Raw genomic sequence first — 10,709 nt, forward strand, 5'->3', positions numbered from 1 at the left:
AGCCCTCTTATGAGGGCTTTTTAAGCGTCCATCATATCTGCAATATCTTCAACATCCGGGTTGTAATAAGTATTCACTAAAACTTTAATATTTTTATGCCCCGTCACCTTAGCCAGCACTTCTACCGGTAATTTTTGGTTATTCACGAACCGAGTAATCGCTTCATGGCGTGTGTCATGGAATGTATGTCGATAAGCCCTACTTTCGCTTTACGGCGCTCCCACATCAATCTGAAGGCATTCTCATTCTGGGGAATCAACTTATATCACCATCATGATCAATTAGGTCCAGTAAAGCTAAAGCCTTTTTCGTCAGTGGCACATTACGTGCATCGCCGTTTCCAAGGCAAATAAAAATGCCCAGGCAACATAATGTTCTGCCAATGTTGGCACCTGCCCTTGCTGGTAACCTAAACCTTCAAGAATAAGATCAATTTCATCATCACGAATACGGCGATTACGGGCTTTAGGCTTTGCCGGTTTCTTAATCCCCATCCACGGGTTAGTCTCAAGTAGGAATAGCTCTTTTACGGCGTAGCTAAATACAGATGAGTAAAGCGCGATTTCGCGTAGCACTGTATTAGCTCCAACCTGTTTTAAACGTTGATTTCTCCAGGCGGTTAAATGCTTTGGTGTGATGTCATGAATAGACATATCTGCCAGTGCACCAAATTTCTCATCAAAAGGACCTAATTGTTCTTTAACATACTTGGATCCTCGAAGCTTTCGCCCATGCTCATCATAATACTTATGAAAAAGTGTCTTGAATGGGTAATGCTGTTTTATACCCTGGTCTTCCGCAAGCTTATTAGCTTTTGCCTCAAGTAATTTTTGCGCGGCCCATTGCTCGCATTCTTTTACGGTATCTCTGGTTGCTGAATATGTTTTTCCAGCAATCATTATTTTAATTCTATAGCTTTCACCGCGCTTGATCGGTTTGGGCATTTTCAGGGTCTATAACTCTATATTCTTGGTCTAATCTTGGTCTAAATTTAACGGCATTATCGGCAAAAAATAGCGATTTTAAAGATAGTGCTGTTAAGGTGTGACTTATTAATTCATTCTGCACTGGAGTGATGCGGGAAGATTCGGGAAGTCCTGGGATTATGTGGGATGAAAGCTTGAGCTGATAAGCATTTGAGGATTTTTTTAAGGGCAAACCAGGTTGAACTTGATTTGCCCTTTATTTTGCACTGAATTTAACGCTTTCTCTGGATGTGTGGTTTTTTTAGTTTTTATTTTGCACTGTTTTTATGAGCGGAATTTGGTTCAGTAGAGCTTCAACAGTTGCCCCTACAATGTGGGTAGTGGTCTTGTCTGGGCTGTTGATATTGTCCAGGTTAAATTGCAAAGTAAAAAGCTCACTTCCCAATAGCTTCACTTGTATAGACAAATTTTGGTTTTTTGCTTCTTCACTAAACACTTGCATAGCTTTGGTACTTAGCTTAATACCCTTTCCTTTTAAATCATTCAATCCAAAGCTATTGTTATTACTGGGTTCTAGCATATTAAGACACGCTCCTTATTAGCTGGTTTATTGTTGAGGTCATTGCTTCCTTATATGAAGCGTTGCCACTATACAGCTCGTAAATTATTAGAATCAAATCAGTTTTTGATTTGGACGACATAGTGCGTCGCGTAGATTTCAAAGACTCTTCAATTGTGAAAATACAGTCTTCAAGCAATTGGGTATCCATCTCTTCATTTTCTTTCAAACTTGCATATACAGCAGCAACAAAACGAGCACGACCTTTTGGTTGCATTACACGACCAGTTGTCAATAGTGCCTTATCAAGTGTCTCAAAAGCCTGAATTAATAAAGATGTATCGAGTTCAATAGTAACAATTTCATCCTCATCAACCATCCCCTGGCAAGCTTCGTCGATTTGACGATTGATTATTTCATCATAGTTGTTAACAGGAAAAGGAACTCCCACACCAGTCGCAAGCCAACCAGGATCGGCCCCAGTCGCTGCACATATTTTATTTATTGTTCCTTGATGTAGGGACTGCCTTCCCTCTCTCCATATACCCGTAAAAGTTCCCTTCGACAAACCAACTCTTGTGGCGAAGCTATATGGGTGTGCTAATTCATTTACTGACATTAATGCCTTGATTCTTTCTTTAAGAGGATTATCAAGTTCTGAATTATTTTCAGCGTTTATAGAACTCATGACAAAAAACCTTATTCAAAAAAGAACTGCCTAAGCCATTGAAAAGTTTAAACTATTATAAAAACAACTCAAAATAGTTCTATTTTCAAATAAAGAACTGTTGACAGCTCAAAATAAAGAACCTATAGTTCTTTTTAGATTAGGTAAATACCTAGTCTAACGATTTAAAAAAATGCCTAAAAAGGCAAGGAGTTCATATGGGCTTAGAGCAAAAACCCACAGAACAATGGGATAGATACAGTATTGAAGCTGAAATTAAGCGACGCGGTAAAAGCGTTACCCAGCTTGCAAAAGACTACGGCATGTCTGACAGGACAGTTCGTAATGCGCTGTATCACCCAAGTAAAAAGGGCGAGATTGTTATCTCCGATTTTCTCGGAAAACCTTTGCACGAGCTATTCCCAGAACGTTGGACGATTGATAACAAGCGTATATACCCTCGTTATAGCAATAAGGAATGTGCCTAATGAAAACACACTACAGTGTTGCCGAGTTGCTAGCTTTGGAATTAGAAGGTTTACCCAAAACTCAAAAAGGTTTGGATAAGTTCTTAGCTAGGAACAGTTTTAAGTATAAAGAATTTCCAAGCCGCGGGAAAGGGGGGCTTCGCAAAGAATACGAACTACCAAAAAATCTCATGGATTTAGTGGTTCTTAAAAATATCAAAAAGAACGTTTCAACTATTTCAGAACCAACAGTTATTAATTCTAGTATTGTAGGTACAACTAGTGTTCAAAACTCAACGGAGTTGATGGACTGGCAACGTGAAATTGCTGAAAACCGTTTGTTTGTGGTGCGCTACATTCAGCAGCAAATCAAACAAGGTACTAAAAAGACTCCAGCAATCGAGCAATTTATTGCAGATGCAGAAGCGCTTTTATTACCTGAAGAAATGCAGCTTGCTGTGCAAAAGGCTAATGCCAAAGCAGGTGAAGGCCGCACCGTTTCTCGTCGCAGTGTTTTCGACTGGGTTAAATCAGTAGAGGAAGCTGAACAACATAAAATCAATGTCATTAGTGTGCTGGCACCTAAAGCCCGTCGTTCGGATATTCCAGTCTGGGCAATGGACTTACTTAAGCTTTGGGCACAACCACAAAAACCGACATTGGCTGCCGTGTTGGAATTACTTCCAAACTATTTAAAAGCCGATGTGCCTTGTCCTACCTATAATCAGGCATACCGTTTTATTAAAGAAAAAATGGGCAATGTTGAGGCGCAGCGCGGTCGTATGGGCAACCGTGAGTTAAAGAACTTACAGCCTTTTATCCGTCGTGATACCGAGCAGCTTTTACCTACAGATGTCTATACCGCTGATGGTCACTGCTTTGATGCCGAAGTTGCTCACCCTATGCATGGCAAACCTTTCCGCCCTGAAATTACATCCATTATTGATGTGGCTACACGTCGTCTGGTTGGGTGGTCTATTGACCTGGCGGAAAGTGGTTGGGCAGTGCTGGATGCAGTACGTATGAGTGCCTGTGAATGCGGCATCCCTGCCATTTTTTATGTGGACAACGGTTCTGGTTATAAGAACCAAATGATGGGAGCAAAAGGCCGTGGCGTGATGGCTCGTTTAAATACGGAAATGAGTCATGCCCTGCCATATAACTCTCAGGCCAAAGGTTTGATTGAACGTAGTCACCAGACTTTGTGGGTAAAGGCAGCCAAAAACTTACCGTCTTATATAGGTAAAGACATGGATGCTGAAGCCAGCAACAAGATGTTCAAGCTCACTCGTAGCGAAATCAAACAGATTGGTGTTTCCAAGGGACTGATGAGCTGGGCTGACTTTCTGAATTATGTGGCTGAAGTAGTGAACAACTACAACAACAAACCGCATAGCAGTCTGAAACGTATTACTGACCCTGTGACGATGAAAACACGCCATCAAAGTCCGTTAGAAGCCTGGAACGAAGCGTTAGAAATGGGTGCGCCAATTGACTGTGTTGAAGACTGGGACGCAGAGGATCTGTTCCGTCCTTATGAAGAACGCAAGGTACGTCGTGGCGAGATTGAGCTGTTCGGGAACCGCTACTTTAGCCAGGAACTTGCTGAATACCATGGGGATACAGTTTGTGTTGGTTATGACATCCACAATGCTGACCGCATTACGGTACGTGATGAAGATGGCCGCCTGATTTGTTATGCATTCTGGAATGCCAATAAGCGCAGTTACTTCCCGATGACCAAGGTTGAACAAGCTCGCCAGCGTCGCGCTGACGGACGTTTACGCCGCCTGGCTGTGAAGCAGGATGAAGTCTTGCAGGAAGTTAATCCACAGTTGGTTATTGAGCATATCGAGAATCAAACCGTTATTCCATTTAACCAAAACCAACATGCTGAATTGATGGCTGAGCTGAATGCTTTACCTATTTCAAAACCTAAAGATGGCGTGATTTATTTTAAAGAAGCCAGTGCATTGAAAACAGTGAACGATGAGATGCCATCTATGACTGAAAGCAAAATTCAGAGATGGATTCGTTTAGACCAAAAATTTAACCGTAATGAGGAGATGAACGAAGCAGACAAAACTTTCTGGGAACTTTTCCAGACCTCTAAAAAGTTTGGAGAACTTGAAGAGGAAGACGCTGAACTAAAAAGCTATTTAGCCCAGCGTCAGGGATAAAGCGGTATTGCAAGTACCACTTTTAAAACAACCTACTTTTTTAATGGTGATTTATATGAACCAAAATGTCAATCCTAATGATTTTGTGCCTAATGGCATTGCAATGAACCGCAATATTGCTCAGTGCTATACAGCAGTGAAGCGTACTTTAGAACGTAATCCTTTATTACCAGGTATTTCAGCGTTCTATGGTCCTAGCGGTTTTGGTAAATCCACAGCTGCAAATTATGTTGCAACTAAAACTAATGCTTTTTATGTACAAGTTAAAAGTACCTATACAAAAAAAGCATTCTTACAAGCCTTGCTGCGTGAAATGTCGATTCCATACCCAGTAACACTTAGCGAAATGATGGAACTGGCAAGTAGTGAACTGGCTAAGTCTGGCCGCCCGTTAATCATTGATGAGTTTGATCATCTTGTTCAAGGCAACAAAGTTGAAATTGTGCGTGACCTGTATGAAGCCAGCCAAGGTACATTCTTGATTATTGGTGAGGAAATGCTGGCTAGGAAACTTGAGAAATGGGAGCGATTCCATGGCCGCATTTTGAACTGGGTTCCTGCTCTTCCTGCTGACATTTCAGATGCAAAGTTACTTTGCTCTATCTACGCACCAATGCTTGAAATTGATGAACCTGTTTTAGAGCAACTTGTAAGTCAAGTACGCGGATCTACACGTCGTGTTTCAACAAACCTCGAAATGTTGAATGAAAAAGCACTCGAAGAAGGCGTTAAACATATCAGTCTTAAGACTTTAAAAAGTTTACTGCCTGATGGATTCGTTACTGGCGAAAGCCCTAAACCACGCAGTTTCTAAGGATTGTTGTAAATGCAAGTTGGTACAAATTCGTCAGTTTTGACAAAAGGGGAAAGTCTTATGAATGCAGGTCAACCATACCAATCACCACGTCAAAGGGTTTGGGTTGCCATTCGTAAGCATCGTAATGAATTCACGATTCAACAAGTCGCTGAATTAGGTCAGATGAAATATGAAAGTGCACGAGAATTTATTTGCAGTCTAACAAAAGCAGGAGTTACAGAGATTCTTCGTGAAGACAAAGTGTATGACCACGCCAAATCAATTAAAAAACGTTATTACAGATTGATTCAAGATCTTGGTTATACAGTGCCAACTCTAACTAAGGATGGAACTGTAGTTTCAAAGGTGACTGGTAATAAAGCTATGTGGAATGCACTGCGAATTACAAAGCGTGCATTGAATGCAAATGAACTAGCTCAACTAGCCTCCAATGATGAGTTAACAATCAAAGTTGAGACTGCTAAAGAGTATTTACGTGCGTTACAACGTGCTGGTTATTTAGTTGTTACACAGCAAGCAAATAATGCAGGTGGAAGAGCTAAGTATCAATTGCTACCGAATATGAACACTGGGCCAAACCCACCCCAGATCCAACGTGCAAAACAAGTGTTTGATCCAAATACCAATACCTTGATGTATACAGAACGCCCAGAACTCGAAGAAGAACTGAAGCATGGGACTCTGTCACTCAACCAAGAGGAAATTAATGATGAATAACCATATCCAGATTAATCCTGAATCACATGCTTTTGTTGCCCAAGATCGAATGCGCTTGTTCACGGAACGCAATAAGTTCAAGGCTTTAGCTGAACAGCATGAACGGGAGCTTACTGAAACTCAGGTACGCAGCAAAAATCTGATTTCACTTTTGCTTTGCCTGAATGTCGTACTGATCGGAGTACTTGTCTATGTCCTACAACGCACATAAACCAGAATGGATTTTGCTAGTTGAACAGCGCAAAGAGCAACTTGGAAGCATTCAAAAAGTTGCCGATGAGCTGGGATATGCCAGGCCAAGTCTGTCACTTGCCCTACGCGGTAAATACGTCGGGAATACCGATAGATTGGAAAAAACAGTTATGCGGGTTTTGGGCAGTGTTCACTGTCCTCACCTTGAACAAGAGCTAAGCCCAGAAAAGTGTGTGAGTTTCCGCGAACGTGAAGCTCCGACACAAAACCCTGCGGAAATGCGGCATTGGAGAGCTTGTCAAAAATGTCCTCATGCCTGCATCAGAAAAAGAATTCTTTAAAAGGATAAATAAATGGCTGATTTAGCAGACATTGCTGGTGAAATTGCTGATGAGCATCTGGCTCATACGCTTGAAAACCGTCAGCAATATAACGCTGAAAGTGAGTTTGAGTGCCTTGAATGTGGCTGCCAAATTCCAGAACAACGTCGTGCCTTGGGTGGTGTGACACTTTGTATTGACTGCCAAACGGTAGTTGAAATTCACAACAAACAATATCGTTAATGGGGAAATAATGAACGCAATTGTAGAAGTTCCAGCAGGTTATCGTATTGATGCCAAAGGACGTTTGATTCCAGTTGATCAAGTTAAAGCAATTGATATTGAACGTAGTGATCTGGTCGAACGTTTGATTGGTGGTGCCAAGCTACTACAGCAACAAATGCTGGCATTTAAAAAACTGGCATTTGAAGATATTGCTGCCTTTATTCAGCTTTCTGCTGAACAGCATGGCGTACAATTAGGAGGGAACAAAGGTAACGTGACGCTATTCAGCTTTGACGGCAAATACAAGATTGTGCGCCAAAGCCAGGAAAGCATTCGTTTTGATGAAAGCTTGCAGGCTGCCAAAGCATTAATTGATGAATGTATTTCTGAATGGGCTGCCGGATCTAACGACAACATTCGTGTGCTGATCAATGATGCCTTCCAGGTTGACAAGGAAGGGAAAATTTCAACAGGCCGTGTACTCAGCCTGCGCCGCCTGGATATTCGTGACGAGAAATGGCTACGTGCAATGGATGCAATCAGTGACAGCATTATTGTGACTGACAGCAAAAATTATGTGCGCTTTTATGAGCGTGACAGTGAAGGCAAGTATCAAGCGATTTCGCTCGATTTTGCCAATGTTTAAACTTTAACAAATACAGGTAATAAAACCATGAACAAAGCAGAACTTATTCAACACATCGCAACTACTGCGGGCATTAATAAAACTCAAGCTACAGCTGCCCTTCAGGCATTTGAAACTGCTGTTATTGATAGCCTGGCGAATGGGGAAACGTTAGAGCTTAAAGGTTTTGGCACTTTCAAAATTACTAACCGCGCTGAACGCCAGGGCCGTAATCCAAAGACTGGTGAAACCCTCACTATTCCTGCAACCAAAAGCCCGACATTTAAGGCGGGGAAAGCTTTCAAGGATGCTGTGAATTGATCAAAGCAAAACCAACGGTAGAAAACTACAAACTTTTGATTCGCAACCTTAGAAAAAATAAACAGTTATTTCTAACGGTTAAACACTCAAAAGCCAATTGATTAAACAAAAACAAAAGGTCCCGCCTTTTGGCGGGATTTTTTTGGCCAAAATTTAGGAAAACAGAATGATCAAAATTGAAGATTTAGACAAGTTGCCACCAGAAGTAGTGGATAGTCTTAAGGAGACCGCATAATGAGTATGTCACGTGAAGAAGCTATTCTAAAAATTAAAAAGTGCTTGGCATTATCTAAATCAGGTAATGAACATGAAGCGGCTATTGCTTTGCGTCAAGCTCAGGCATTAATGCTTGAGTTTCAAATTGATCCTGATTTATTGGATATTGTTGAAGCCAATTGCTCCAGTAATGTGAAGAAAACCCCTCAAACTTGGGAGGCTATGTTAGTAAGCACAATTACCAAATCAATGCAGTGTAGATTGATTTTTTCTTCAGGCAATCCTTTCTACGGCACTAAAGCTCAATGGACTTTTATTGGCGTTGATCCAGCCCCTGAAATTGCATCATATGCATTTGATGTACTTTATCGACAGGTTAATCGTGCAAGAAAATCTTTTATTGAGACCTCTTTAAAACGAGTCACAGTTAAGAAAAATAAAGTACGTCGTGCCGATCTATTCTGTGAAGGATGGGTGGAAGCAGTTCGACATCTAATTATTGGAATTAATATTGAGGTTGTAGCAAACACCACAGCACGGATCACAAAATATATGGATCAGACTCATGGAAGTCTTAATTCATTTACACCCAAAGATCGTAATAAAGGCAAGACTATAAACCACTCGGATTACCGTGCAGGTCAACAGTCAGGTAAATCTGCCCAACTTAACCAAGCAATGAATGGTGGTAAGCAATATGAAAGATTGGGGACATCATTATGAGCCTAAGCAAAGAACAGCAAAATCATGTACTTAAAGAATTAGACATCCCTTATAACAAAGTCATCCTGCATTGTGATGGCCACGATGTCACACTTCGCCTGGTTCGCATGAAAATGAAATTGGTCGTGGATATTTACATTGACCTGATGTTTAAGGGAATCTGGCTGACTGAACCAGATAAACATCCAGAGGCAAAATTTTTACCGACTAAAAAAGTAAAAATATACAGCCAAAAATCTAAAGCTGAAATCATTAAAGTTTTAGGTAAACGTGAAGCAAAAAAATCATTTCCTGACTTAGACAAGGTCATTGAGTCGAAATCTTGTTATTTTTCTTCACCTAAAGCAGCTCTATCACACCTGATCAAAGTCAGCGATTCAATTGAACTTCTAGCGGAGATGGCTGCATGAAAAAATCATCCCGTAATGAACGTTTAGCTGCCATTCACATGGGGAAAAAAGCGTTGAATCTGGATGAGGATACGTACCGAGACATGCTTGAGCATGTCACCAGTAAGCGATCTGCCAAAGACATGGACATGAATGACTTGCTTAAAGTCATTCAGCATCTGGACCAGCTGGGTTTTTCCAAGCGTAATTTTGGAAAAAAACCCAAAGTGAAGTTGAGTAAGGAGGCATTAATAGGCAAAATTGAGGCACATTTAACCGAGCATAAATTGCATTGGAATTATGCAAAAGGCATTGCAAAACAAATGTTTCAAAAGGAAGCGTTAGAATTTTGTACAGAAAACGAACTGTGGCGTATAGTGGCAGCATTGGAGTACAAAGCTAAGCGGGCCGCTAATGAAACAAGACGAATACCTAGACAAACTACCTGAAAACCTTCGGCTGATTATTCAGCTGACTGACTATAGAACTGCCATGATTCTGATCAAGCATTATGGCGGTTCTGACTATAGTTTCCCTCCCCTTAAATCCATTTCTGAAAGCCATGAACTTGCTGAGCTGCTGGGCTTCAATAATCTGAAAAAGCTCTGCCAGTTCTGGAATGGCGATATTGTTTACATTCCTAAGTCTGACCGTTATCTGGGTATTCTACGTGATAAGCGTATTGAACAGGACCTTGCAGAATTAGGGGCATCCTCTGATATTCAACGTCAGCTTGCTAAAAAATATAATGTCACAACACGCTGGATTCGATCTGTCCGTAAAAATCAGGTCAGTAAGACTCCAGCCGTTTCAAAGTATGACCGACAGCTCGATATGTTTGCCTGCTAATTGCTTTTACTTTTTCTCCACTGACCGCCTCCGGGCGGTTTTTTTATGGAAGTAGTTCCGCAAGGAATAGTTTGCAAAATCATCAAAACTTACAAGACGTTAAATAAGAGTTTATTTCAATGTCTGAAGTACAAAAAAAGAAATTTGTCTTATCCAGGCTGAGCTTAAGCCGTCTTGAAGGTGTTCACCCAGATTTAGTCAAAGTCGTTAAACGAGCAATTGAAATCACTGAAGTTGATTTCCGTGTTTCAGAAGGACTTCGGACTAAGGCTCGTCAAGCTGAACTGGTGAAATCAGGTGCAAGCCAAACTCAAAACTCTCGCCACCTTACGGGTCATGCTGTCGATCTGGTCGCCATGATGGGTTTAGACATTCGCTGGGATTGGCCTCTGTATTACAAAATTGCCGATGCCGTTAAACAAGCCGCAAAAGAACTGAACGTTCCTATTGAATGGGGTGGCGACTGGAAAACATTTAAAGATGGTCCACATTTTCAACTACCTTGGGGAAGCTACA

16 protein-coding genes and 1 pseudogene are annotated in these 10,709 nt (G+C 41.2%); 14 read left to right on the plus strand and 3 right to left on the minus strand.

The genetic code is table 11. The features are described 5' to 3' along the window. Nucleotides 1-20 precede the first annotated feature (20 nt). The 3 genes and pseudogenes from FTT87_RS04425 to FTT87_RS04435 form a co-directional block, all read right to left on the minus strand. Nucleotides 21-944: pseudogene (locus FTT87_RS04425) on the minus strand (tyrosine-type recombinase/integrase). Nucleotides 945-1,227: 283 nt separating this feature from the next. Further along, nucleotides 1,228-1,506: a hypothetical protein gene (locus tag FTT87_RS04430; RefSeq protein ID WP_180174484.1), complete on the minus strand. Its 279-nt coding sequence runs from the start codon at nt 1,504-1,506 to the stop codon at nt 1,228-1,230. A 1-nt stretch (nt 1,507) separates the two neighbouring features. Next, a complete protein-coding gene (locus FTT87_RS04435; RefSeq protein WP_180174485.1) occupies nt 1,508-2,173 on the minus strand; it encodes a helix-turn-helix transcriptional regulator in 666 nt (221 codons plus the stop codon). Between the two features lie 197 nt (nt 2,174-2,370). Here FTT87_RS04435 and FTT87_RS04440 point away from each other — a divergent pair, with 197 nt between their 5' ends. The 14 genes from FTT87_RS04440 to FTT87_RS04505 form a co-directional block, all read left to right on the plus strand. Beyond that, on the plus strand, nt 2,371-2,640 hold the full coding sequence (locus FTT87_RS04440) for a helix-turn-helix domain-containing protein (RefSeq protein ID WP_180174486.1): 270 nt from the start codon (nt 2,371-2,373) through the stop codon (nt 2,638-2,640). After that, entirely contained in the window at nt 2,640-4,799 is a 2,160-nt protein-coding gene (locus FTT87_RS04445) for a Mu transposase C-terminal domain-containing protein (RefSeq protein ID WP_180174487.1), read from the plus strand. Before FTT87_RS04440 ends, FTT87_RS04445 begins: the two co-directional genes overlap by 1 nt. Before the next feature lie 55 nt (nt 4,800-4,854). After that, entirely contained in the window at nt 4,855-5,613 is a 759-nt protein-coding gene (locus FTT87_RS04450) for an AAA family ATPase (protein ID WP_180174488.1), read from the plus strand. Between the two features lie 60 nt (nt 5,614-5,673). After that, nucleotides 5,674-6,333: a hypothetical protein gene (locus FTT87_RS04455; protein ID WP_180174489.1), complete on the plus strand. Its 660-nt coding sequence runs from the start codon at nt 5,674-5,676 to the stop codon at nt 6,331-6,333. After that, the gene (locus FTT87_RS04460) at nt 6,323-6,544 is read left to right on the plus strand and encodes a hypothetical protein (protein ID WP_180174490.1); all 222 of its coding nucleotides are present in this window, start codon (nt 6,323-6,325) and stop codon (nt 6,542-6,544) included. Before FTT87_RS04455 ends, FTT87_RS04460 begins: the two co-directional genes overlap by 11 nt. Further along, nucleotides 6,525-6,866 (plus strand): LysR family transcriptional regulator, encoded by a 342-nt coding sequence (locus tag FTT87_RS04465; RefSeq protein ID WP_180174491.1) that lies wholly within the window; start codon nt 6,525-6,527, stop codon nt 6,864-6,866. Before FTT87_RS04460 ends, FTT87_RS04465 begins: the two co-directional genes overlap by 20 nt. A 12-nt stretch (nt 6,867-6,878) precedes the next feature. Next, nucleotides 6,879-7,088 (plus strand): TraR/DksA C4-type zinc finger protein, encoded by a 210-nt coding sequence (locus tag FTT87_RS04470; protein ID WP_180174492.1) that lies wholly within the window; start codon nt 6,879-6,881, stop codon nt 7,086-7,088. A 10-nt stretch (nt 7,089-7,098) separates the two neighbouring features. After that, nucleotides 7,099-7,716, plus strand: coding sequence for a DUF3164 family protein (locus FTT87_RS04475; protein WP_180174493.1), 618 nt, complete (start codon nt 7,099-7,101; stop codon nt 7,714-7,716). Between the two features lie 27 nt (nt 7,717-7,743). Next, nucleotides 7,744-8,016 (plus strand): HU family DNA-binding protein, encoded by a 273-nt coding sequence (locus FTT87_RS04480; RefSeq protein WP_180174494.1) that lies wholly within the window; start codon nt 7,744-7,746, stop codon nt 8,014-8,016. 234 nt (nt 8,017-8,250) lie between these two features. Continuing rightward, the gene (locus tag FTT87_RS04485) at nt 8,251-8,955 is read left to right on the plus strand and encodes a DUF2786 domain-containing protein (RefSeq protein WP_180174495.1); all 705 of its coding nucleotides are present in this window, start codon (nt 8,251-8,253) and stop codon (nt 8,953-8,955) included. After that, on the plus strand, nt 8,952-9,365 hold the full coding sequence (locus FTT87_RS04490) for a hypothetical protein (protein ID WP_180174496.1): 414 nt from the start codon (nt 8,952-8,954) through the stop codon (nt 9,363-9,365). The genes FTT87_RS04485 and FTT87_RS04490 overlap by 4 nt, the downstream gene beginning before the upstream one ends. Continuing rightward, nucleotides 9,362-9,793 carry a gp16 family protein gene (locus FTT87_RS04495; protein ID WP_180174497.1) on the plus strand — a complete coding sequence of 144 codons (432 nt, stop codon included), beginning with the start codon at nt 9,362-9,364 and terminating at the stop codon, nt 9,791-9,793. Before FTT87_RS04490 ends, FTT87_RS04495 begins: the two co-directional genes overlap by 4 nt. After that, nucleotides 9,759-10,193, plus strand: a complete 435-nt coding sequence (locus FTT87_RS04500) for a Mor transcription activator family protein (RefSeq protein ID WP_016167200.1) — start codon at nt 9,759-9,761, stop codon at nt 10,191-10,193. The genes FTT87_RS04495 and FTT87_RS04500 overlap by 35 nt, the downstream gene beginning before the upstream one ends. Nucleotides 10,194-10,312: 119 nt before the next feature. Further along, nucleotides 10,313-10,709: M15 family metallopeptidase (locus FTT87_RS04505; protein WP_180174498.1), on the plus strand; the 397-nt coding region annotated here is incomplete at its 3' end.

This window comes from Acinetobacter sp. YH01022, from assembly GCF_013420235.1.
In the GTDB taxonomy this organism is placed as follows: domain Bacteria; phylum Pseudomonadota; class Gammaproteobacteria; order Pseudomonadales; family Moraxellaceae; genus Acinetobacter.

What these genes read in the sequence shown, in the direction of transcription:
- FTT87_RS04430 (WP_180174484.1), bottom strand. Translation starts at nt 1,506, where the DNA reads ATGCTAGAACCCAGTAATAACAATAGCTTTGGATTGAATGATTTAAAA.
- FTT87_RS04435 (WP_180174485.1), bottom strand. Translation starts at nt 2,173, where the DNA reads ATGAGTTCTATAAACGCTGAAAATAATTCAGAACTTGATAATCCTCTT.
- FTT87_RS04440 (WP_180174486.1), top strand. Translation starts at nt 2,371, where the DNA reads ATGGGCTTAGAGCAAAAACCCACAGAACAATGGGATAGATACAGTATT.
- FTT87_RS04445 (WP_180174487.1), top strand. Translation starts at nt 2,640, where the DNA reads ATGAAAACACACTACAGTGTTGCCGAGTTGCTAGCTTTGGAATTAGAA.
- FTT87_RS04450 (WP_180174488.1), top strand. Translation starts at nt 4,855, where the DNA reads ATGAACCAAAATGTCAATCCTAATGATTTTGTGCCTAATGGCATTGCA.
- FTT87_RS04455 (WP_180174489.1), top strand. Translation starts at nt 5,674, where the DNA reads ATGAATGCAGGTCAACCATACCAATCACCACGTCAAAGGGTTTGGGTT.
- FTT87_RS04460 (WP_180174490.1), top strand. Translation starts at nt 6,323, where the DNA reads ATGATGAATAACCATATCCAGATTAATCCTGAATCACATGCTTTTGTT.
- FTT87_RS04465 (WP_180174491.1), top strand. Translation starts at nt 6,525, where the DNA reads ATGTCCTACAACGCACATAAACCAGAATGGATTTTGCTAGTTGAACAG.
- FTT87_RS04470 (WP_180174492.1), top strand. Translation starts at nt 6,879, where the DNA reads ATGGCTGATTTAGCAGACATTGCTGGTGAAATTGCTGATGAGCATCTG.
- FTT87_RS04475 (WP_180174493.1), top strand. Translation starts at nt 7,099, where the DNA reads ATGAACGCAATTGTAGAAGTTCCAGCAGGTTATCGTATTGATGCCAAA.
- FTT87_RS04480 (WP_180174494.1), top strand. Translation starts at nt 7,744, where the DNA reads ATGAACAAAGCAGAACTTATTCAACACATCGCAACTACTGCGGGCATT.
- FTT87_RS04485 (WP_180174495.1), top strand. Translation starts at nt 8,251, where the DNA reads ATGAGTATGTCACGTGAAGAAGCTATTCTAAAAATTAAAAAGTGCTTG.
- FTT87_RS04490 (WP_180174496.1), top strand. Translation starts at nt 8,952, where the DNA reads ATGAGCCTAAGCAAAGAACAGCAAAATCATGTACTTAAAGAATTAGAC.
- FTT87_RS04495 (WP_180174497.1), top strand. Translation starts at nt 9,362, where the DNA reads ATGAAAAAATCATCCCGTAATGAACGTTTAGCTGCCATTCACATGGGG.
- FTT87_RS04500 (WP_016167200.1), top strand. Translation starts at nt 9,759, where the DNA reads ATGAAACAAGACGAATACCTAGACAAACTACCTGAAAACCTTCGGCTG.